The sequence below is a fragment of the Mesorhizobium sp. CA6 genome (assembly GCF_020165035.1).
Lineage (GTDB): Bacteria > Pseudomonadota > Alphaproteobacteria > Rhizobiales > Rhizobiaceae > Mesorhizobium.
Map to the genome: position 1 here is coordinate 1 of NZ_JAIUHI010000007.1, position 21,337 is coordinate 21,337.

Consider the following 21,337-nt stretch of genomic DNA (forward strand, 5'->3'; position numbering starts at 1 on the left):
CAGTAGGCAGTAGGCAGTAGGCAGTAGGCAGTAGGCAGTAGGCAGTAGGCAGTAGGCAGTAGGCAGTAGGCAGTAGGAGATAGTCCGCCTTGAATGGCCGGAGGCAATAGCCTCTTTCCCTATACCCTACTGCCTAATTCCTACTGCCTACTGCCTGATCGTCACTTCAGAATCATCCGCTGCTGGTCGCGGTTGGCGGCATAACTGCTCTTGTCATAGGCCGTTTGCGCCTGCAGCTGCTCCTTGGTGAAGTTGGTGTAGAGATACTTCTTGCCGTTCTTGTCGGTCATGAATTTGAGCTTATCCATGCCGATCGCCACTTCCTTGGCGCCGATGCCGAGGAAGCCGCCGACATCGACGATGACCGCGTCCGGCTTGTTGTCGGGCGTCAGCACGACGTCGCCGATTGAACCGATCTTCTCGTCGTTGGCGCCATAGACCGTCGTGCCCTTGAGATCGTCGACGCGCATGTTGCCCATCGGCATCTCGGTCAGTGTCGACTTGTCGATGGAAGCGGTCTTGGTCTGGTCGGTGGCAGCGCCGCTATTATCGGCAGGCTTGTTCTCAGCCGTGCTCTGGGCCGGCGGCGTCGCAGGCTTGTTCTCGGCCGTCGGCTTGGCGGGCTCTGCCGGCTTGGCTCCCTTATCGGACGTCGTGCCCGAAGCGACCACCGCAGGCGTGGTCGTTGCCGGCGCGTTGTTCGCGGCCGTCGTCGTGCCAGGCGCCGGATCATAGGGCTTGCGGTCGAACTCCGGCTGGGCCTGCAGCTGCTCCTTCGTCGTCTCGGCTACCAGCCAGCGGTCGCCGTTCTTCTCCGCCCATTTCGCCTTGTCGAAGTCGAAAGTGACGTTCTTCGTGCCGATGCCGAGGAAGCCGCCGACGCCGATCACCAGCGACTCGGCCTTGCCGTCCTTGGCAAGCACGATGTCCTTCACGTCGCCGATCTTCTGGGCATCGTCCGCAGTGCCATTATAAACCGACTCGCCCATGATGTTGGTGGCGATGTTGCCCTCCGCCTTCTTCACCGGCTCGGCCGGTGCGGCCGCGGGAGCCTGGGCTGTCGTCGTGTTATTGGCGGGCTGCGTAGCGTCGGTCGACTGCGCCGGTGCCGGGTCGTAAGGCTTGCGGTCGAATGACGGCAGAGCGTTCAGCTCCTCTTTCGTCGACTTGGCGACCAGCCAGCGGTCGCCGTTCTTCTCTGCCCATTCCAGCTTGCCGTAGTCGAAAGCGACGTCCTTCTTGCCGACGCCAAGGAACCCGCCGACCCCGATAATGGCCGACTTGGCATTGCCGCTGGCATCGAAGACGACATCGTCAACCTTGCCGATATTCTGTGCATCGTCTCCCGTGCCGTTATAGACGGACTCGCCGATAATATTGCTCATCAGGGCGCCATCGGCGCGCGGGACCGGCGCCGGATTCTCGGCTGCTGCTGGGGGCTGGGGAGCCGGGGCGGGCGTCGTCTGCGCGAAAGCGCCGGTTGCTAGAAGGGTTGCGATCGCGGTCGTCGCAAAAAGAGTGCGGATCATCATGATGGTCTCTCCTCGTGCCTGATCTGTGCATGACGCTCCTTGGCCAGCCTCTTGACGGCAGGTCGGAAGCGGCAATGTCTACAGGTTCACAACGTTGTGACCGGAGGGTTGTTCCAACCGCAACGCGTTCACGCGTCCGTGGATTGCTGACCTCCCGGCGGAACCTTTGCGGCGGCCTCCTCGTTTCAGCCTGCGGCTGAGGGTCTGCCGGCTCAAAGTGACCCGAACACGGAGCGCGATATGCGGTTTGCTGCGGTGCTGAACCAGGACGGCGGCACCCTCCGTACCATCGACATGGAAGCATTTTCCGAAAAGCTGCGTCAGACACTCGAAGCGGCGGGGCATTCGGTCGAGATCGACATCGTTGCCGGTCGCGACGTCGCCACGGCGCTGGAAAAGGCCATCGCCAGGCGAAATATCGACGTTGTTCTCGCCGGAGGCGGCGACGGCACGATTTCCACCGCGGCATCCCTCCTCATGAACAAGAAGAAGGCCCTGGCCATCTTGCCGGCCGGCACGATGAACCTGTTTGCGCGCGGCCTGGGCATCCCGCAGACATTGGAAGCGGCGTTGCAGTCCTTTGCCGACGGCGAGGTGATCGCCGTCGATATGGCGAGCGCCAACGGCCAGCCTTTCGTGCATCAGTTCTCCGTCGGCATGCACGCCAAGATGGTCCAGTTGCGCGAGAAAATGGATTTCGGCTCGCGCCTTGGAAAGATGCAGGCGTCCGTGCGCGCGGCGTGGGCGGCTATCAAGAACCCGCCGGCGCTCAAGGTGAGCCTGAGCATCGGCAAGACCGAGATCGTCGCCCGCACGACCGGCATCGGCATCTCCAACAATCTGTTCGGCGAAGGCCACCTGCCCTATGCCGACAACCCGGCTGGCGGCGTGCTCGGCATCTATGTCAGCGTCGCGCGCCGGCGTCATCATCTGGCGAAGCTGCTGCTGGACATGCTGCGCGGCAGGTTGCGCCAGAGCGCACATGTCGAAGTGCATCAGGCTGGCAAGGTCGTGCTGAAAATCCGTTCGCCCACCAGGAAGTTCAGCGCGGTGCTGGACGGCGAATTGATCAGGCTGGAGAGGGAAACCACGGTCGAGATTCACCCCGGCGCCCTGAACGTGCTTGTCCCGTCCCGCAATGCGCAGGCGAAGGCGGCGTGATGGAAAGATCAGCTGCCTTGAGTGGATTTCTGCTCGGCGGGCGGCGCCGTCGGCACGTTCTGCTGGGTCGTCGGCGACTTGATCAGCTCGCCGTAGATCTCGACCGCGCCCCACGCGATGAAGGCGAGCAGCAGCCCGGCGATGAGGATTCTGAGGGCGTGCCAGCCCCAATGCCCCTGGCGAGCTTTGTCTTCAGGTACGATCTTGGTCACGATTGGCCTCCATGCTGCGCGGCGGCGGGCGCTTCAGGCACGACATGGTCGGTAACGGATCCTGTTCGGGAAGGTTCCGTGTCGGAAAGACGCCCCGCAAGCATGCGGCAACCGATTGCGTGTATATGATGGCCGATTGCGTGGCGTTTTGAGGGAATGGTGAGCAGCAAGGCGGATAGTTTGCCAGCGGACGTCAGCCGCGTCGTGATCGATGCGGAGCGGCTCACCCTGCTTCAGGGCCTGGGCGCCATGGATACGGCAACCGATCCGGACTTGGACCGTATCACCGGTCTCGCTGCGGCAATCGCCGAAGCGCCTGTCGCGTTGGTGAGCCTGATCGGCAGCAGTCGCCGACGGTTAAAGGCGCGCATCGGCCTCGATGAGAAGGAGACGCCGGCCAGCACTTCCTTCTGCGCCCACGCCATCGCCGCCGGCGACGATCCCATGGTGGTGACCGACGCCACGCTCGATCCGCGTTTCGCCGACAATCCGCTGGTCACGGGCAAGCAGCACATCCGTTTCTTTGTCGGCGTGCCGATGGTGGTGGCCGGTGCCAGGATCGGGACGCTCTGCGTGCTCGATCGCCAGCCGAGACCGTTTCCGGCCGAGGACAAGCTGGCGAAGCTGAGAATGCTGGCCGACCTCGCGGCCAGCCTGTTCGCGCTGAAGGACGCCACCCGCGACGGCGCCATCGCCAAGGCGGAACTGGCGCGCGAGGAAAAGCGCCGCGCCATCGCGCTCGACGCCGCCTCACTGGCGAGCTGGGCGTGGGACATACGCACCGACATGATCGAATGCGACACGCTTCTGGCCAAGCTTTTCAACCTGCCGCCTTCGAACCGGCTGAAGGCGCGCGACATCCTGCGCGCCATCGACCCGCGCGACGTCTACCAGACCGAGACGCGTTTCCGCGACGCGCTGAGCGGCAGCGACGACTATTTTGGCGAGTACCGGGTCAAGGGGGTCCATCCACCCCGCTGGATCGCCACGCGCGGACGCGTGATCGAACGCGACGGCGAGGGCAAGCCGACGCTGATCTTCGGCGTCAACTACGACATCACCGAGCGCAAGCTCGGCGACGAGCGGCAGCGCCTCTTGCTGCGTGAGCTCAACCACCGCGTCAAGAACACATTGGCGACCGTGCAGGCGCTGGCGACGCAGACCGTCCGCCATGCTCGCCAGCCGAGTGTGTTCCTGGAGGCCTTCGGTGCCAGGCTGCAGGCGCTCGGCGCCGCCCATAATCTGCTGTCCGACCGCGAATGGCGCGGCATTGGCATCGGCGAATTGGCACGCATCGAGGTCAGGGCTTTCGACACGGGCCGCCAGCCGCGTATCGCGATTTCGGGTCCCGAGCTTCTGCTCTCGCCCGATCAAGCGGTCGGGCTCGGCCTGATCCTGCATGAGCTCGCCAGCAACGCGATGAAATACGGCTCACTCTCCGCGCCGTCGGGAAAAGTCGATCTCGACTGGAAGACGCAAGGCCGCAAAGGCGCGCGCCGCCTGGTGCTGACCTGGCGCGAGAGCGGTGGGCCGCGGGTCGAGCCTCCGGATCGCCAGGGTTTTGGCTCGATCCTGATCCGCCGCAGCCTCGCCAAGGTCATCGACAGCGAGGTGATCCACGAATTTCGCCCGGATGGCGTCTTCGCCGAAATATCGATGCCGCTCGAGCCGTCCTTGAAATGAGCGCTCCGGCACTGCTCAAGGCAAGTTTTCCGGGTCCGGCTTCGACGGCCTGGACTTGGTGTTCTCGCGATAGATAGCATACGCGACGACCGCTAGGGCAGGCGCGACAACGGCTCCAAGCCCGCCTTTGCTTTTGGCGAGGGCCGGAAGCAAGGCAAGTGCTGCGGTAACGCCCGCCGCCGTCATATCGGCCTGGCGTCGCCGCGCGCGGCGCTTGCTGCGCATGCCGGCCATCAGCTTGTGAATGACGAGGATGAGCCCGGCAACCACCAGGAAGCCGATGCCGAAGCCGAGACTGGTCGCCATCGGTCCGTAGCGGGCCGCCAGCCAGATGTAGGCGGCGCCGATGAGGAAGCCGACACCGCACAAGGCGAAAATGGCGGCAAGCCCGTAAAGGATTGCCGCGGTCCGCGCCCTATGCAAAGCGGCCATCGCCTCGCCCGAGGCGAGGGCCGAGATCAGCGAGACAAGCGCCCCCATCTGCGGTTAGCGGCGGGAAAGCAGGGCGAACAGGTAACCGACGCCAGCCGCGATGGCCAGCGAGGTCACCGGCTTCTCGCGCACCTTGGCGATCAGCTGCGCTTCGATATCCTCGGCGCTTCCCCGCATGCTCTCGAACGCGGCTTCGCCCTGCGCGCGCAATTGCTCGACGCCGTCCGCGGCGGCGCGACGGGCCGCGCCGTAGCCGTGTTGACCAGTCGTGGCGAGCTGCTCGGTGAGTCGCTGGATGTCCGCTTTCAGTTGCTCGATATCGGCCTCCAGATCGGCGGCGGTTGCTTCGTCTGCGGATTTGCCTGCGGCGGTTGCCATTCTCTAACTCCTTGTGTTTGCGTTGGTTTCAACGCCCGTTCGGCGCCATGGTTCCGGTCGTCGCAAGCCAAACCTAGATCAGCGGCCTGCATTCCTCGCCTAGCCCCTCCCAGCGGGCAAGCTTCTTCAGCCCGTCATAGTCGATCACTTCGCAGCCGCCGTCCCGCCACATGATGAGCTTGCGGTCCATCAGCTTGCGGATCGTCTTGTTGGTATGGACCAGCGAGAGGCCGAGCGTGTCGGCGATGTGCTGTTGTGTGATCGGGATCTGCACCGGTGTCTTGCCGTTGAGGCCGGCGCCGCGAGCCCGGCGGGCGATGAAGGCGATAAGATAGGCGGCGCGTTCAAGCGCGGTGCGGCGGCCGATGCTGAGCAGGTTCTCATCCAGCATGCGCTCCTCGCGCGACGCGATCCAGGTGATGTCATAGGCAAGGCCGGGATGGTTGCGGTAGAGTTCCTGCAGCTGATCGCGTTCGAAAACGCAAAGCAGCATCGGCGACAGGGCTTCGACGGAATGCTGCATTTCGCCCATCAGACTTCCCTGCAGGCCGATCAGGTCGCCAGGCATGGAAAAATTGAGGATCTGCCGGCGCCCGTCGGGCAGAAGCTTGTAGCGGAACGCCCAACCCGACAGCACCGTGTAAAGATGCGCGCTGTGGCTGCCTTCGACCAGCACGGTCGCACCTCTGTCGACAGCCAATTCGCCACGCTTGAAGGTGTCGATAAATGACAATTCCTGCTCGTCGAATTCGCGGAAGGCCGGCAGCGGCCGCAGCGGGCATTTTTCGCAAGGATATTGGCGAGTGGCAACCAAACGTGCGGACATTCGACCCCTCTTCGAAATCCCTGCCCTAGAGGCGCAAGGAAACGTTTGAGGGGGGCAGCGGTTCCGCTGGGTCATGTCCATGTCTTTTTTAAATGACATCGTGACGGATTCCGCGCATGAGTGCGGCTGCCAAGGAGACACCCCATAAGTGACAGCATTGCTTGACGGATTGCGCATTCTTGTCCTCGAAGACGAGTTCCTGATAGCGATGGATGTCGAGCAGCTTTGCCGTGATCACGGCGCCGCGGATGTGACGATCGCGCGCGAGATCGCCGACATCGACGGGCAGGCGCTGCCTTCGAGCTTCGACGCGGCAGTTGTCGATCTGATGCTTGGCGGGGTGTCGACCCTGGATTTCGCCGCGCGGTTGCGCGCAGAGGGCGTGCCGTTCGTATTCGCCTCCGGCTATTCGGATTCCGACGAAGTCAAGAACTCGTTCCCCGACGTTCGACTGGTGACCAAGCCTTACTCGGGCGACGATCTCGTCGAAGCCGTGGCGATCGCCTGCGGACGGGCCGCTCCGGCGGCCTGACGGTCGCCGCCGAGGCGATCTCAGGCCGCTTTGCGCGCTCACATCGTGGCCGGGTACGAACCCGGGTTCCCCAAGGAAATGCCGGATACGTCAAGCGCGCCGAATGATGACGCCGAATGGCGCGAGCAGGTACTTGTCGCCTTCGCGTCCCGAAAGTTAAGCCGCGTTCGAGCCTGTGACCTGCGCCGAGATCGCGTCGGGCCCGAACTCGTCCTCTCCGGAAATCTTGAGGATCTCCTGCAGCCTGGCGCGCGCCCGGCTGACGCGGCTTTTGATCGTGCCGACCGCGCAGCCGCAGATCTCGGCGGCTTCTTCATAGGAGAAGCCGGAAGCGCCGATCAGGATGATGGCTTCGCGCTGGTCCTCGGGCAGTTGCTCGAGCGCGCCGCGGAAATCCTTGAGATCGAGCTGGCCATGCTGAGCCGGATGAACGGCAAGCCTGGCCGTCATGATGCCGTCGCTGTCCTGCACTTCGCGGCCACGCTTGCGCATCTGCGAATAGAATTCGTTGCGCAGGATGGTGAACAGCCAGGCCTTCAAATTGGTGCCCGGCTGGAAGCTCTCATGCTTGTCCCATGCCTTGACCAGCGTTTCCTGGACGAGGTCGTCGGCCCGGTCGGCATTCTGTGTGAGCGACACGGCGAAAGCCCGCAGGCTCGGGATCGCGCCGAGCAGCTCGGTCTTGAAGCTCTGGGATACCGCCGCCATGCCTCAGTCCTTTTTCTGGGCAGGTTCGGTCTGTTCCAGCTGGCTGAGCAGCTGAGCGAAACGGTCCGGCACATGATCCGAGACCAGTTCGTCATAATACTGCTTGAGCTTGCGAGCGATTTCGGAGTTTGCACCAAGCGGATTACCATCCCCGTTCCGATGCCTGCTTGCTGCATCAGCCATCTGTTTTTTTGACATTTCCTTCATAATCGCCCTAATTTCCAGCACCCGAGCCGCTCTTCGATTTCAAACCACAACGCAAGCGGAACCCTCGTCTGGTTGCCCATCCCTGGATCCGAAACGCTTGCCTGCTAATTTAGTTCCGCGGCCGGGCGGAACTTTTTCCGGAAGCCGGCGTTTGATGCAGAGGGGCTTGCAACCAATGCGGCCTTGAACATGAAACGTCATCTGAGGGAGACGTCAATAATGAGTCTGTCCGCAACCATCGCTCCGCATCTCCCGTTCCTTCGCCGCTTCTCGCGCGCGGTGTCGGGATCGCAGGAGAGCGGTGACGCGCTGGTCGCCGCGATGCTGGAAGCCATTATCGCCGATACCAATATCTTCCCCGAAGCCTCGAGCGACCGTATTGCGCTGTACAAGGTTTTCGCCAGGCTGTTCACCTCCGTGGCCATCCGCGTGCCGCAGGAACAGGCGCAGACCGCCTGGGAGCAACGGGCCGCGGCCAATCTGAATGCGATCGCGCCCCTGCCGAGGCAGGCTTTCCTTCTGGTTGCCGTCGAGGGCTTCAGCGAGGACGAGGCGGCGGAGATCCTCGACGTCGACGAGGATGAATTCTCGGAGCTGCTTGCCCAGGCGAGCAACGAGATTTCCCGGCAAGTTGCGACCGACGTGCTGATCATCGAGGACGAGCCGCTGATCGCCATGGATATCGAGGAGATGGTCGAGAGCCTCGGCCACCGCGTCGTCGGCACGGCGCGCACGCATGCCGAGGCCGTGGCCTTGTTCGGCAGGACGCGGCCGAAAATGGTTCTGGCCGACATCCAGCTCGCCGATGGGAGCTCGGGCATCGAAGCTGTCAACGAGATTTTATCCTCGACGCCTGTGCCGGTGATCTTCATCACCGCCTTCCCTGAACGCCTGCTTACCGGCGAACGGCCCGAGCCGGCCTTCCTGGTCACCAAGCCGTTCAATCCCGACATGGTCAAGGCTTTGATCAGCCAGGCCCTGTTCTTCGACCGTCAGGCCAAGGCCGCCGCCTGATCCCTTCCGAAGCTGGATCTCGAGTGTCATGCGAGGGCTTCGCGCCATGCGTGACGCTTGGCTGTATGCGGTCTGAAAAGCTCGCTTTGGGGGATCGTCTTTTTCAGCAAATGGTGGAACAAACGGCATCTGGCCACGTTCTTTTCCCGACATAAGAAGGAGACGCATCATGCTGTACTGGGCGCTCGTATTTCTCGTAGTTGCGATCATCGCCGGCGCGCTTGGGTTCGGCGGCATCGCCGGCACTTCGGCAGGCATCGCGCAAATCCTGTTCTTCATCTTTCTCGCCTTCCTGGTGATTTCGCTCATCGCAGGCCTCTTCAGAAGAGCCTGACCGCAACACTGGAAGCCGCACCCCTCAAACGGTTTCCAGCCACCGCCGGACGGCGCCTCGAAAGAGCACCGTCCGGCGGACCGTTTTTGGAAAGCCCAATTTCAGGGTGACGACTCGTGCGGAACAAGTTGCGGATTGGGCCGTTCAAGGGCCGAGTGGGGGATTTCCGATGCCTTCCCAAGGTCCCACACAAGACAGGTTTGAAAAGCGCGAAGTGATCGCAATGCATCCCTCGGAAAGCGGGATGCAGGTGGGGCGGGCCTTGCTTCACGCCCTGCACAATGCAGGGATTTCGGTTCTCTACCAGGATCGGCAGATGGAAACGGTGTGGGCGCGCAACATGAACGCGCCCTGGGCCGCCGATACAGCCGACGGCAAGGACTTGCTCTCGCCGGCGCAGGCCGAACGCATAAGGGCCGCCAAACTCAAGGTTATCGAATCCGGCAACCCGGACCAGCTCGAGCTCAGCATTCCGGGGCACCAGGGGGTACGCTGGTTCCAGCTTTGGATCGATGCAGACCGCGGGGAGGCCGGCGATGTCCTCGGCGTCGTTACGACGATGGTGGAGACGACGGAGCAGAAACGCCGCGAGCAGACCCTGAAGACATTGCTGCGCGAAGTCAGCCATCGATCGAAAAATCTCCTCGCCATCATCCAGAGCGTCGCCACTCAGACCGGGCGGTATACGGAGACGCTCGGCGAGTTCCTGGCGCGGTTTCGCGGCCGGCTGCAATCGCTCGCGTCTTCGCAGGATCTCGTCACATCCTCCAACTGGCGAGGAGCAGCGCTGCACGAGCTCGTATCCGGCCAGGTCGGCCGCTACAGCAGCGATCTGGCTCAAAGCCTGCGGTTCGCGGGCGAAAATCCTTACCTCAACCCCAACGCTGCCCTGCATATCGGTCTCGCCATGCATGAGCTGGCCGTCAACTCCGTAAGCTACGGAGCACTGTCGCGGCCGGACGGCCATGTCGAGGTGCGCGCCAAGCTCGAGGCCGAAGATGGAACCTCGCCCAACCTCTTGCTGACCTGGACGGAGGCGGTCGGCGACGCGCAGCGCAATGAGAAGCGTTTCGGCAGCGTTGCGCTGGAACGCGTCGTGCCGATGTCGCTAAATGGCTCCGCGACGCTGGAAATCGGCAAAGACCGGATGGAATACCGTCTTACAGTCCCGCACGGGAATTTCGAGACGGATTGATAGCGCGGTCGATGGCGTAGGAACATTCCAGGCAAAGTGCGCGACGGTCAGGCGGCTTAGCCGTAGCCATCCGTCCGCAATTGCGTCAGACGGAGACGGGAGCGCTTTGGCGGCGGAGGCGCTTTAACCGGCTGTTCACCATAAAGTCCGATCCTGTGCTCCCGGCTGACGATGCGCCGGAAACCCACCCGCGCCCCGGCGCGACCTGGGGAGACTGAAATGATGGTTGCCGACATGAACAGGCTGGAGCAGGCCGCCCGCGTCTCGATGAGCGGCTTCCAGGATGCCGAGCTGCCGCGGGCGCCGCGGTCGTCGCACCTTTCGCTCCGCCTGGGCGCGATCGCGCTTCTGGCCGCCGTGGCCTTGACCGCGGCCTGGCAATTGTTCTGACCCCGCACGCGACTTTGACTGTCGGCCACTATGGATTCCGCGCTGGACGACTGCGATCAGATCGTCGGGAATGTGCGGCCCGACGGCACGCAATTCGCAACGCTGGAGGTGCCCGGCATGCTTGTCGCGTCGAACGGCAAGCGTTCCGAAAACACTACGTTAGGCAACAGTAAAATCGGGCAGGCAAAGCACCTTTTTTCATGCTAAATGGTTGCTGGCACTGCCGAAAGTGAGGACAAAAGTGAGGAGCAATTCTATGCGGAAGATGATGATTGCCATGGTTGCCGTGGTCGCTGTCAGCGGCTGCACAACGACCGAGCAGGACGTCGTCGGCGGCGGCCTGATCGGCGCCGGCGTGGGCGGCTTGGTCGGCGGCAGCAAGGGTGCGCTGATCGGCGCGGCCGTCGGCGCCGGGTCGGGCCTTCTGGTTCGCAATCTGCGCAACGGCTATTGCCAGTATCGCGATCATCGCGGCCGGATCTACACGGCTCGCTGCAACTAGTTCAGCACGGGAAAGACCGGGGGCCGGCAGCCGGCCTCCGGTTTGCTCTAAACTCAAATTCAAATCGCTGTCTTGCCTTACGCGCCCAGCGGGATCCTGATTTCCACCTTCAATCCGTCGGCGTGGTAGTCGCGCGCGATCGTGCCGCGCAATTCGCGCGTGACGTTGAGATCTATTAATTTGGTGCCGAAGCCGGTCTTGACTGGCGCTTCCAGTTCCTTCTGACCCGCCTCGCGCCAGTTCAGAACCAGCGTCCGCTCGCGACCGCGGCCGTTGACGCTCCAGTCGACCTTGAGGGCGCCCACCGAACTGCCGGCCTCGCCATATTTCAGCGCGTTGGTGGCAAGTTCGTGGAAGGTCAGCCCGAGCGCTTGGGTCGTCGTCTCGTCCAGCAGCACCTCCGGCCCTGACAACACGCCGTCGGGAAGGTCCTTGCCGAACACCTGCCCGAGCTCGATGCGCAGCAGGTCGCCAAGATCGGCCTTCTGCCAGCGCGAGCGGGTCAGCATGTCCTGCGATGCAGCCATGGCCTGCAGGCGCGCCGAGAACGAAGCCGAAAACTCCTTCACGTCGGTGGCTTGCGACGCCGTCTGTCGCGCGATCGCCAGCACGCGGGTGATCGAATTCTTGATGCGGTGCTTCATCTCCTGCAGGATCAGATCCTTTTCCAGAAGGCTCTTTTCGGTCGCCTCGTGCAGCGCCGATTTCGCCTCATAGGCGCGCTCCTGGTAGCGCGCCACCAGCGCGATGGCGCCGGCAAGCAAAAGGCCGAACAGTCCGAGCATCACCGGAATGGCGCGCGAGGACGGCGGTTCGAAGGCGCTTGTCGGCCTGAACAGCACGGTCCAGGGCCGGCCCGCGACAACGATATCGCGACGCGCCAGAAGCGTCGCCCCGATGCGTTCTGCCGGCGGCGCCTCCGAACGGAACAGAAGATTGCCGTCCTCGGGCTTGCCGTCATAGACCTCGACATTGACCGGCAGCAGCGGAGAACGGCTGAGCGCGACCTGGAACAGGTCCTGCGCGCGGAACGCGGCGTAAAGAAAGCCGGCCGTCGAGGAGCGGCTTGCATTGATGACGTCTGGCGCGGTCTCGACGTTCAGACGCACGAAAACCAGGAACCCGGTGAAGGTCTGCGCCACGCCGGCGCCCTGGCCGAGCTGGACCAAACCGCTCGCATGCTGCCGGTCGTCTGCCATCGCCTTTTCGATCGCCGCGCGCCGGACCGGCTCGGTGAACATATCGAAGCCGATGATCGACTGGTTGGAGGCAGCGAGCGGCTCGAACAGCACGATGGGCGTGCGCCATTGCTGCGTCGTGGCGGGATAGATCGGATGCGCCGACCCATGATCGTGCAGGATGTCGCGTTCCACCGCCGCCTCGTCGCCGGTCTTGGCGAGCCTCAGGAAGCCGATGCCGCGCAGCCCGGCGAAATTGTCGTCGATGTCGAGGGCGGTGAAGAAGGCGTTGAATTCGCCGCGCGAGATGTCGCCGTTGCGGGCATCGAACAGCGCCTGCGTCGAACGCAGCAGCGACAGATGCAGGTCGACGCGGCTCTCGATGCGGTTGAGCGCGTCGTCTGCCGTGCCCTCGAACTTGATCCGCGCCGCCTCCTGCGTCGCGAAATAGGCGAACCCTGCCATGGTCAGGCTGACCAGCGCGACGGCGACAAAGGCAAGGATCGGAAAGAGCTTCTTCAAATCAAGGATGCGGCCCGTGGACGGTCGACGATCTTTATGGGCAAGTCTCGGCGCCAACACAATGGCGCGGTCAAACCATCACCGCGCTTGGTACATCACGCAGCCGTTAATTAGTCGGCTACCAGTTCGACTTCATGCCGCGATTTTCAGCGCCCCCGGGCCCGGAATGGCGCCCGGCGGGCATTTGCCCAAAATGATCATGCCGAGCACCTCGTCTTGGGTAAGATCGGTGGTGCGCGCGGTGCCAACCACCTGGCCGTTCTTCATCACGCAGACGCGGTCGGCGAGCTCGAACACGTCGTGGATGTCGTGGCTGATCAGGAAGATGCCGATGCCGTCGGCCTTGAGCTGCTTGACCAGTTCGCCGACCTGCGCCGTCTCTTGCGGGCCGAGCGCCGCCGTCGGCTCGTCCATGATCAGGATACGGGCGTTGAACAGGATCGCGCGCGCGATCGCCACCGACTGCCGCTGTCCGCCCGACAGCTTGATAACCGGCTCCTTGAAGCGCTGGAAACGCGGATTGAGCCGGCCCATCACCTTGCGCGCCTCGGCTTCCATGGCGACGTCGTCGAGCGTGCCCCAACCCGTCATCAGCTCGCGGCCGAGGAAGAGATTGGCCGCGGCATCGACATTGTCGGCCAGCGCCAGCGTCTGATAGATCGTCTCGACGCCGTATTTCTTGGCGTCGCGCGGATTGGAGATCGAAGCCTCCTCGCCATTGATGAATATCTGCCCGCTGTCGCGCTTATAGGCGCCGGACAGGATCTTGATCAGCGTCGATTTGCCGGCGCCATTGTGACCGAGCAGCGCCATCACTTCGCCGGGGAAAAGATCGACGGATGCGTCGTCGACGGCGCGGATGCCGCCGAAGGCGATCGAAACGTTGCGCATGTCGACCAGCGGAACGCCGGCGGGAGCGGTCTTGTCAGCCATGATCCCTTTCCTCCCTATAGTCCTTGCTCAGACGCGCTTGCGATAGAGGGTGTCGAGCCACACCGCGACGACGAGCACGGCGCCCACGACGATGCTCTGCAGCGGTGAATCGACGCCGAGCAGCACCATGCCGGATTGCAGCGACTGCATCAGCAATGCGCCCAGCATGGCGCCGAGCACCGTTCCGGAACCGCCTGCGAGCGACGTGCCGCCGATGACCGCCGCGGCGATGACCAGCAGTTCATCCAGCGTCCCCAGCGCGTTTGTCGAGGAGTTCTGCCTGGCCGACGAGATCGCCGCCGCGATCGTCGCCAGCACGCCCATGATCATGAACACCTTCATGGTGATCCAGCGCGTGTTGATGCCGGCAAGATTGGCGGCTTCCGGATTGCCGCCGATGGCAAAGACGTAGCGGCCGAATCTAGTGCGCTTGGTGACGAAGGTCATGATCAGGCCGACGGCGACCGCCATCAGCACCGGAATGGCGATGCCGTGCGCGATGAACAGCCCGCCTTCGGGCACGGTGATGTTGTTGGCCGCGGCGTAGCGGTTCACGATGCCGACCGGCCACGGATAGGAGTTGGCGAGCCACACCGCGCCCAGGATGACCGCGCAGGTGACCGTGGCAAGCAGCGTCTCGGCCCAGACCGGACGCAGCGGGAAGCGGAAGCGCTTGCGCTGCACGCGGCCGTTGAAATGCATGAAGATAACCGCCAGGCAGGCGACGATGCCGACGGCCCAGCTCCATTTGGCGCCGATCGAGCCCGCCGGGCCGCCGCCCATCAACTGGAACGTGGCGTCGAGCGGCGCAACGGTCTGACCGCTGGTGACCCACCAGGCAGCGCCCCGCCATACCAGCAATCCGCCGAGCGTGACGATGAAGGCCGGCACTTCGAGATAGGCGATAACGAAGCCCTGGAAGGCGCCGATGATGAGGCCGAGCGCCAGGCCGATCAGCAACGCCAGAACCCAGATCCAGGGGTTTCCCAGTTCAAGCCCGACGAAGCGAACCAGGAAATGCGCCTGGGCAAAGCCCATGACCATGCCGATCAGCCCTTCGGCCGACCCGACCGACAGGTCGATGTTGCGCATGACGATGACGAGCACCATGCCGGAGGCCATGATCGCCACGGCCGAAGACTGAACCGACAGGTTCCAGAGATTGCGCGGCGTCAGGAACGTGCGGCTGTCGAAGTCGAGCGGGTTGACGCCAAGCCGCAGGCTGGAAATCACATGCAGCCCGATCCAGATGAGGAGCAGCGCGCCGATCATGCCCAGCATGCGGGTGTCGAGCTCGGTCGCCTTCAGGAACCGGGCAACAGTGCCGAGTTCCGACGCGCGCGCGGTGTCCGCCGGTTGGGTAGACGTCGTGTCGGTCATGATTTCCTCCCACGGGCTTGCCGTCTGGCGCGGATGCCGGAACTCAGCTGGAAGCTATCCGCCTGAGGCAGAACGGCAAAATCTTTTGAAAACGCCGCGGCTTTTTTGAAAACGCCGCGGCTTTAAGGCAATCCCAGGAAAGTGCGTAGCGGTTTTCCGTCCGGGATTGCGGCAACAAAAACCAGGAGCGGTTCATTGAACCGCTCCTGGCCGCGGCGCAGGTGTTTTTGATCGAACGTCGGCAAGGCTCAGTTGCAGACCTGGACGCTGCCGGCGGGCACGCCCGCGCAGACCTCGTCCTTCTTGATCCAGCCGGCGTCGATGACGACGTTGAGGTTGTCCTTGGTGATCGCGACCGGCGTCAGGAACAGCGACTTGACGGTGTTGCCGCCGGGCGTCGTGAAGTCCTTGGCGCCGGCGATGTCGCCCATCTTCTTGCCGTCGGCGAGCTGCGAGGCGATCTCGGCGGCGTTCTTGCCGAGCTCGCGCGCGTCTTTCCACACCGACACGGTCTGCGTGCCGAGCGCGATGCGGTTGAGCGCCGCGTGGTCGCCGTCCTGGCCCGAGACCGGCACGGTGCCGGCCAGCCCCTGCGCCGTCAGCGCCGCGACAACGCCGCCGGCGGTGCCGTCATTGGCAGCCACGACCGCGTCGACCTTGTTGTCGTTGGCGGTCAGGAACTGCTCCATGTTCTTCTGCGCGTTGGCAGGCAGCCAGCCGTCCGTGTAGGCCTCGCCGACATTCTTGATCTTGCCGCTGTCGATGGCGTCCTTCAGGACTTCCATGGAGCCCGCGAACAGGAAGTCGGCGTTCGGATCGGAGCCCGAGCCCTTGATGAAGACATAGTTGCCTTCCGGCTTGGCCTTGAACACCTCGCGGGCCTGCATGCGCCCGACTTCCTTGTTGTCGAAGGTCAGGTAGAACACGTCCTTGTTCTCAATCAGGCGGTCATAGCCGACGACCGGGATTCCTTCATCGAGCGCCTTCTGCACCGCCGGGCCGATTGCCGAGGCATCCTGCGCCAGGATGATCAGCGCGTTGGCGCCCTGCGAGATCAGGCTTTCGACGTCGGTCAGCTGCTTGCCCGGATTGGACTGCGCGTCGGCCGAAATATACTTGTCGCCGGCGGCCTCGATGGCGGCCTTCATCGCTGCTTCGTCGGTCTTCCAGCGCTCTTCCTGGAAATTCGACCACGACACGCCGATCACCTTGTCCTTCGCCTCGGCGACAGACGCCAGCGTCAGCGACATGGCAACGCCCGCCAGAATGGCGGCTGCAAATTTCTTCATGATATCCTCCCTGCGCCCGTGCGGCGCGACCCAGACTGGCCCGAAGGCCGGCACAGAGGCTTTTTTTCGAGCCTCAAAAAAATAGTGGTCCAGCACAACAGCGCTGTCAACCGAGATTCTGATGGGTTTTGACGGGCTCAGGCATTTTTTTCGGTATCCGCAATAAATAATGACATGGCCCCTGGCTTCTGCCACAATCCCTAGCGTGTCAGCGACAGGCCATGGCATTATCACAAGGCCGCGATGACCGGGGAGGACGTGCGAAACGATGTCGGTCGGAATCCGCCACGACGATTTGCGCCGGCGCAACCGCGCCATGGTGATTTCGGCGGTACGCCGCGCCGGTCAGCCATCACGGACCGAAATTGCCGCCACCACCGGGCTCAGCCACTCGACCATTTCGGCGATCTCCGCCGACCTGATCCAGGAGGGCATTCTCACCGAAAGCAAGGCCAGCGAGCCGACGGCGTTGAAGCGCGGCCGGCCGCAGATCGGCCTGGCGCTGAACCCTGAAGCCGCCGCGGTGCTGACCGTGGTGTTGTCGCTGAACTTCCTGTCGGTCGCCGTGATCGATTATGCCGGTCAGGTTGTTGCCGAGGAGCAGCAGCGCCTGGACACGCTTGTCATGCCCCGCGACGAGCTGATCGGCGAATGCGTGGCGATCGTGCGGCGCCGGCTGCAGGATCCCGACCTCGACGTTGGCAGCGTCGCCCGCATCGCCATGGGCATTCAGGGCATCACCGATTCTAATGCACGCGCCATGCTCTGGTCGCCGATAACGCCGCTGACCGACATTCCTTTCGCCGACATCCTAGAGAAGGAGTTCGGCATCTCCGCCACCATGGAGAACGACTGCAACATGATGGCGGTGGCGCTGCAATGGCGCGACCCGGAGCGCTATCGTGACGACTTCATCGCCATCCTGTTGTCGCACGGCATCGGCATGGGTCTCGTGCTCAAAGGTGCGCTGTTCACCGGCACGCATTCCTCCGGCGGCGAGTTCGGCCACATGATCCACCGCCCGGGCGGGGCGCTTTGCCGCTGCGGCCGCCGCGGCTGCGTCGAGGCATATGCCGGCAATTACGCGATCTGGCGCAGCGCCATGAAAATGAGCGAGGACGCCGAGCCGGTCGACGTCGGCGACGCCGACATGCGGGCCCTTGCCGCGAAGGCGCGCGAGAGGGACGGCCCCGAACGGAAGGCTTACCGCCGGGCCGGCGAAGCGCTTGGTTTCAGTCTCGGCAGCCTGTTCGCCCTCATCGACCCGGCGCCCGTCGCAATGGTCGGCGTCAGCGCGGCCGCCTTCGACCTGATCGAGCCGGCGCTGCGCGAGGCGATCGCCCAGACGGCCGGCGGCCAGCACTCCGAATCGATCTCCTTCGACACCGAGCCGAACGAGTTGCCGCTGATCCGCGAAGGCTGCGCCATGCGCGCGCTGACCTTCGTCGACCAGGAGATTTTCGCGCCGGGAGGCCAGGCAAGAGCGGGGACGGGAAAGAACGTGGCCTGAGGCAGCCTTGAAGAGGTCCGGGGACAGCAGCAGACGCTTGAAATTAGCGAAGGGAAGGCCCCGCAGCTTCGTCATTCCAGGGCGGAGCAGGAGCGAAGCTCCGTCGCGGAGACCCTGGAATCCATGCCGCTACCTCACGCGTCGAGCGCAGCGGCACAGAATTCTGGACTGTCGCAACGCATCGACATCACGGAATGGATCCTCGGGTCTGCGCTGCGTCGCTGCGCTCCTTGCTCCGCCCGTGGATGACGAAGCACAAGCGTCTCGACTAATCGCCAATGCACGCGATCCGATGCTGGAGACAGAATCCGTCAGCGGCTCGGCGCCTTACTCCTAATCTTCCCTGATCGCGTAACCAGCCCCACGGATGGTGCGGATGACATCCGGCATGCGGCCGTTGTTGACCGCCTTGCGCAGGCGGCCGACATGGACGTCGACGGTGCGTTCGTCGATATAGATCGTCTCGCCCCACACATTGTCGAGCAGCTGGCTGCGCGAGAACACCCGGCCGGGATGACGCATCATGAATTCCAGCAGCCGGAACTCGGTCGGGCCGAGCCTGATCTCGCTCTTCTTGCGGTAGACACGGTGCGACTCGCGGTCGAGCACGATGTCGCCGACCTTGAGCACGCTGGACAGCACCTCCGGCTTGGCGCGGCGCAGCAGTGCCTTGACGCGCGCCATGAACTCCGGCGTCGAGAACGGCTTGACCAGATAGTCGTCGGCGCCGGTCGAAAGGCCGCGCACGCGGTCGCTTTCCTCGCCCCGCGCCGTCAGCATGATGATCGGCAGCCGCTCGGTCTCGGGCCGCATCCTGAGGCGCCGGCAGAGCTCGATGCCGGAAACCGCCGGCACCATCCAGTCGAGCACGAGCAGGTCGGGAACGTTTTCCTGAAGGCGGATTTCGGCCTCGTCGCCGCGGGTCACCACTTCGACCTGGTAACCCTCGGATTCGAGATTGTAGCGGAGCAGCACCCCAAGCGGCTCCTCGTCCTCCACCACCATGATGCGTGGCGCGATCATTGGCAGATACCCTTCGTCAGGCCGCCGGCGCCGACATTGTCGTCTCGTCCTGCTTGGGACGATTCGCGGGCAATTGCGTGCCGGTCAGCACATAATAGGCGTTCTCGGCAATGTTGGTCACATGGTCGCCGATGCGCTCGAGATTCTTGGCGCAGAACAGAAGATGCGTGCAGGCGGTGATGTTGCGCGGGTCTTCCATCATGTAGGTCAGGAGCTCCCGGAAGACGGATGTGTATTTGACGTCGATGCGCTCGTCGTCGTTGCGAAGCTTGGCCAGCGCCGTGGCGTCGCCCACCGTATATTCCTGGATCACGGCCTGGACCTGGATCAGCACCAGCTGCGCCATGGAATCGATCGAATGCGTGAGGTCGCGCGGCGCGGCGCTGACGCCGACCGAGCCGACGCGCTTGGCGATGTTCTTGGCGAGGTCGCCGATGCGCTCGAGGTCGCCCGCCATGCGGATCGAGCCGACCACGTTGCGCAGGTCGTCGGCCATCGGCTGGCGCTTGGCGATCAGCGTGATGGCACGGTCGTCGAGCTCGCGCTGGCGCGCGTCCATGATGGCATCGTCGGAAACGACGCGCTGCGCCATGGCATTGTCGGTCTCGAGCAGGGCCTTGGTCGAAGCGCCGACCATGGAGGCTGCGAGATCGCCCATGTCGTTGATGAGCCGGCTGATCTGCCTCAGATCCTCGTCGAAGGAAGCGACGGTATGTTCGGCCATGATGATGTCCTCGTATGAGCTCAGCCGAAGCGGCCGGTGATGTAGTCCTGCGTGCGCTTTTCGCGGGGCGAGGTGAAGATCTTCTCGGTCCGGTCGAACTCCACCAGCTCGCCCAGATACATGAACGCGGTCTGCCGCGACACGCGCGCCGCCTGCTGCATGTTGTGGGTGACGATGACGATCGTGTAGTCGGCCTGCAGCTCGTCGATCAGTTCCTCGATCTTGGCGGTCGACAGCGGATCGAGCGCCGAGGCCGGCTCGTCGAGCAGGATGACCTCGGGCTTCACCGCAACGGTACGGGCGATGCACAGGCGCTGCTGCTGGCCGCCCGAGAGGCTGAGGCCGCTGGCGTTGAGCTTGTCCTTGACCTCGTTCCAGAGTGCTGCGCGCTTCAGCGCCTGCTCGACGCGGCTGTCCATCTCGGCCTTGCTGATCTTCTCATAGAGCCTGACGCCGAAAGCGATGTTCTCGTAGATCGACATCGGGAACGGCGTCGGCTTCTGGAACACCATGCCGATCTTGGTGCGCAGCAGGTTGAGGTCCTGCGAGCGGTCGAGGATGTTCTTGCCGTCGAGCAGCACCTGGCCCTCGGCGCTCTGTTTCGGATAGAGCTCGTAGATGCGGTTGAGCACGCGCAGCAGCGTCGACTTCCCGCAGCCCGACGGGCCGATGAAGGCGGTCACGCTGCGCTCGGGCAGGGACAGGTTGATGTCCTTCAGCGCCTTCGACTGGCCATAGTAGAAATTGAGGTTCTTGACCTCGATCTTGGCCTTCTCGACGGTCGTATCGGCTGCGTTCAGGTCGGTGGACAACATCGGTTTCATCTGTCCTCTCTGCGTCCGGTTAGGCTGCGGGCGATGATGCTCAGCCCGAGAACCGTCAGGGTGATTATGAGTGCGCCCGTCCAGGCCAGTTGCTGCCATTCCTCGTAGGGGCTGAGAGCGAACTGGAAGATGGTTACCGGCAGGCTGGCCATCGGCGCATTGAGATTGCTCGACCAGAACTGGTTGTTGAGCGCGGTGAAGAGAAGCGGCGCCGTCTCGCCGGAGATGCGGGCGATCGCCAAAAGGATGCCGGTGACGATGCCGGAGAGCGCCGCGCGATAGGCAACCGAGCGGATCACTACCCAGCGCGGTGCTCCGATGGCGGTGCCTGCTTCGCGCAGCGCGTTGGGCACAAGGTTCAGCATGTCCTCGGTGGTGCGCACCACGACGGGGATCACCAGGATCGACAGCGCGACCGCGCCGGCAATCGCCGAGAAGTGCCCCATCGGCCGCACCATCAGCTCGTAGACGAACAGGCCGATGATGATGGAAGGCGCCGACAAGAGGATGTCGTTGATGAAGCGCACCACCGTCGTAAGCTTCGAGAAGCGTCCGTATTCGGCCATGTAGGTGCCGGCCAGCACGCCGATCGGCGTGCCGACGACGATACCGATGATCGTCATGACGATGCTGCCGTAGATGGCATTGAGCAGGCCGCCGGCATCGCCGGGCGGCGGCGTCATTTCCGTGAACACGGAGAGCGACACCCCGGAGAGCCCCTTGTAGAGCAGGGCGCCGAGAATCAGCGCCAGCCAGGCCAGCCCGATGCCCGCCGCGACGACGCACAGCGTCATCATCACGGCATTCTTGCGCTTGCGGCTTTGGTGAAGCGATGCGGCAGTCGACAT

General features: G+C 63.6%; 25 protein-coding genes. 9 read left to right on the forward strand and 16 right to left on the reverse strand.

The window, feature by feature from the left end:
* Positions 1 to 161 precede the first annotated feature (161 nt).
* Complete coding sequence (locus LB526_RS12005) at positions 162 to 1,529, reverse strand: PRC-barrel domain-containing protein (RefSeq protein ID WP_224627993.1); 1,368 nt, start codon at positions 1,527 to 1,529, stop codon at positions 162 to 164.
* Between the two features lie 243 nt (positions 1,530 to 1,772).
* On the opposite strand from LB526_RS12005, the gene LB526_RS12010 reads away from it, so the two are divergent.
* A complete protein-coding gene (locus LB526_RS12010; protein ID WP_224627790.1) occupies positions 1,773 to 2,693 on the forward strand; it encodes a diacylglycerol/lipid kinase family protein in 921 nt (306 codons plus the stop codon).
* Positions 2,694 to 2,701: 8 nt separating this feature from the next.
* On the opposite strand, the gene LB526_RS12015 is transcribed toward LB526_RS12010, so the two are convergent.
* Complete coding sequence (locus LB526_RS12015) at positions 2,702 to 2,905, reverse strand: hypothetical protein (protein WP_095767385.1); 204 nt, start codon at positions 2,903 to 2,905, stop codon at positions 2,702 to 2,704.
* A 156-nt stretch (positions 2,906 to 3,061) separates the two neighbouring features.
* Between LB526_RS12015 and LB526_RS12020 the strand changes: the two genes are divergently transcribed.
* A complete protein-coding gene (locus LB526_RS12020) occupies positions 3,062 to 4,588 on the forward strand; it encodes a sensor histidine kinase (protein WP_224627792.1) in 1,527 nt (508 codons plus the stop codon).
* A gap of 15 nt (positions 4,589 to 4,603) precedes the next feature.
* Here the strand turns inward: LB526_RS12020 and LB526_RS12025 are convergent, their stop codons facing one another.
* The 3 genes from LB526_RS12025 to LB526_RS12035 form a co-directional block, all read right to left on the reverse strand.
* Positions 4,604 to 5,068 carry a phage holin family protein gene (locus LB526_RS12025; protein ID WP_224627793.1) on the reverse strand — a complete coding sequence of 155 codons (465 nt, stop codon included), beginning with the start codon at positions 5,066 to 5,068 and terminating at the stop codon, positions 4,604 to 4,606.
* 6 nt (positions 5,069 to 5,074) lie between these two features.
* Positions 5,075 to 5,398 (reverse strand): YqjD family protein, encoded by a 324-nt coding sequence (locus LB526_RS12030; RefSeq protein WP_224627794.1) that lies wholly within the window; start codon positions 5,396 to 5,398, stop codon positions 5,075 to 5,077.
* 73 nt (positions 5,399 to 5,471) lie between these two features.
* Positions 5,472 to 6,224 carry a Crp/Fnr family transcriptional regulator gene (locus tag LB526_RS12035; RefSeq protein ID WP_224527177.1) on the reverse strand — a complete coding sequence of 251 codons (753 nt, stop codon included), beginning with the start codon at positions 6,222 to 6,224 and terminating at the stop codon, positions 5,472 to 5,474.
* Between the two features lie 148 nt (positions 6,225 to 6,372).
* Here LB526_RS12035 and LB526_RS12040 point away from each other — a divergent pair, with 148 nt between their 5' ends.
* The gene (locus LB526_RS12040; RefSeq protein ID WP_095767380.1) at positions 6,373 to 6,756 is read left to right on the forward strand and encodes a response regulator; all 384 of its coding nucleotides are present in this window, start codon (positions 6,373 to 6,375) and stop codon (positions 6,754 to 6,756) included.
* A 156-nt stretch (positions 6,757 to 6,912) separates the two neighbouring features.
* Here LB526_RS12040 and LB526_RS12045 read toward each other — a convergent pair whose 3' ends face one another.
* Positions 6,913 to 7,464 carry an RNA polymerase sigma factor gene (locus tag LB526_RS12045; protein WP_040985057.1) on the reverse strand — a complete coding sequence of 184 codons (552 nt, stop codon included), beginning with the start codon at positions 7,462 to 7,464 and terminating at the stop codon, positions 6,913 to 6,915.
* A 3-nt stretch (positions 7,465 to 7,467) separates the two neighbouring features.
* Positions 7,468 to 7,671 (reverse strand): NepR family anti-sigma factor, encoded by a 204-nt coding sequence (locus LB526_RS12050; protein WP_095767379.1) that lies wholly within the window; start codon positions 7,669 to 7,671, stop codon positions 7,468 to 7,470.
* A 219-nt stretch (positions 7,672 to 7,890) separates the two neighbouring features.
* Between LB526_RS12050 and LB526_RS12055 the strand changes: the two genes are divergently transcribed.
* The 5 genes from LB526_RS12055 (at position 7,891) to LB526_RS12075 (ending at position 11,106) form a co-directional block, all read left to right on the forward strand.
* Positions 7,891 to 8,685 (forward strand): response regulator, encoded by a 795-nt coding sequence (locus tag LB526_RS12055; RefSeq protein WP_095767378.1) that lies wholly within the window; start codon positions 7,891 to 7,893, stop codon positions 8,683 to 8,685.
* A 169-nt stretch (positions 8,686 to 8,854) separates the two neighbouring features.
* Entirely contained in the window at positions 8,855 to 9,019 is a 165-nt protein-coding gene (locus LB526_RS12060; protein ID WP_018429836.1) for a DUF1328 domain-containing protein, read from the forward strand.
* A 169-nt stretch (positions 9,020 to 9,188) separates the two neighbouring features.
* A complete protein-coding gene (locus tag LB526_RS12065; protein WP_224627994.1) occupies positions 9,189 to 10,214 on the forward strand; it encodes a sensor histidine kinase in 1,026 nt (341 codons plus the stop codon).
* A gap of 219 nt (positions 10,215 to 10,433) precedes the next feature.
* Positions 10,434 to 10,604, forward strand: a complete 171-nt coding sequence (locus tag LB526_RS12070; protein WP_176477012.1) for a hypothetical protein — start codon at positions 10,434 to 10,436, stop codon at positions 10,602 to 10,604.
* A gap of 256 nt (positions 10,605 to 10,860) precedes the next feature.
* On the forward strand, positions 10,861 to 11,106 hold the full coding sequence (locus LB526_RS12075) for a YMGG-like glycine zipper-containing protein (protein ID WP_095767375.1): 246 nt from the start codon (positions 10,861 to 10,863) through the stop codon (positions 11,104 to 11,106).
* A gap of 77 nt (positions 11,107 to 11,183) precedes the next feature.
* On the opposite strand, the gene LB526_RS12080 is transcribed toward LB526_RS12075, so the two are convergent.
* The 5 genes from LB526_RS12080 to xylF form a co-directional block, all read right to left on the reverse strand.
* Complete coding sequence (locus LB526_RS12080) at positions 11,184 to 12,806, reverse strand: CHASE domain-containing protein (protein ID WP_224627795.1); 1,623 nt, start codon at positions 12,804 to 12,806, stop codon at positions 11,184 to 11,186.
* A gap of 132 nt (positions 12,807 to 12,938) precedes the next feature.
* Positions 12,939 to 13,739, reverse strand: a complete 801-nt coding sequence (locus LB526_RS12085) for an ATP-binding cassette domain-containing protein (protein ID WP_224627796.1) — start codon at positions 13,737 to 13,739, stop codon at positions 12,939 to 12,941.
* A gap of 27 nt (positions 13,740 to 13,766) precedes the next feature.
* The gene (locus LB526_RS12090) at positions 13,767 to 15,119 is read right to left on the reverse strand and encodes a sugar ABC transporter permease (RefSeq protein WP_140545901.1); all 1,353 of its coding nucleotides are present in this window, start codon (positions 15,117 to 15,119) and stop codon (positions 13,767 to 13,769) included.
* A gap of 43 nt (positions 15,120 to 15,162) precedes the next feature.
* Positions 15,163 to 15,315, reverse strand: a complete 153-nt coding sequence (locus LB526_RS12095) for a hypothetical protein (RefSeq protein WP_224627797.1) — start codon at positions 15,313 to 15,315, stop codon at positions 15,163 to 15,165.
* A 52-nt stretch (positions 15,316 to 15,367) separates the two neighbouring features.
* Positions 15,368 to 16,408, reverse strand: a complete 1,041-nt coding sequence (gene xylF / locus LB526_RS12100) for a D-xylose ABC transporter substrate-binding protein (protein WP_095767551.1) — start codon at positions 16,406 to 16,408, stop codon at positions 15,368 to 15,370.
* 268 nt (positions 16,409 to 16,676) lie between these two features.
* Between xylF and LB526_RS12105 the strand changes: the two genes are divergently transcribed.
* Positions 16,677 to 17,918: an ROK family protein gene (locus LB526_RS12105; RefSeq protein ID WP_224627798.1), complete on the forward strand. Its 1,242-nt coding sequence runs from the start codon at positions 16,677 to 16,679 to the stop codon at positions 17,916 to 17,918.
* Positions 17,919 to 18,251: 333 nt separating this feature from the next.
* Here the strand turns inward: LB526_RS12105 and phoB are convergent, their stop codons facing one another.
* From phoB to pstA, 4 genes are read right to left on the reverse strand one after another with little or no spacing between them, the layout of a single operon-like run.
* Positions 18,252 to 18,941, reverse strand: coding sequence for a phosphate regulon transcriptional regulator PhoB (phoB, locus tag LB526_RS12110; RefSeq protein ID WP_010911896.1), 690 nt, complete (start codon positions 18,939 to 18,941; stop codon positions 18,252 to 18,254).
* A 16-nt stretch (positions 18,942 to 18,957) separates the two neighbouring features.
* Entirely contained in the window at positions 18,958 to 19,665 is a 708-nt protein-coding gene (phoU, locus tag LB526_RS12115) for a phosphate signaling complex protein PhoU (protein WP_095767370.1), read from the reverse strand.
* A 20-nt stretch (positions 19,666 to 19,685) separates the two neighbouring features.
* On the reverse strand, positions 19,686 to 20,489 hold the full coding sequence (gene pstB / locus LB526_RS12120; RefSeq protein WP_095767369.1) for a phosphate ABC transporter ATP-binding protein PstB: 804 nt from the start codon (positions 20,487 to 20,489) through the stop codon (positions 19,686 to 19,688).
* A complete protein-coding gene (pstA, locus tag LB526_RS12125; protein WP_095767368.1) occupies positions 20,486 to 21,337 on the reverse strand; it encodes a phosphate ABC transporter permease PstA in 852 nt (283 codons plus the stop codon). The genes pstB and pstA overlap by 4 nt, the downstream gene beginning before the upstream one ends.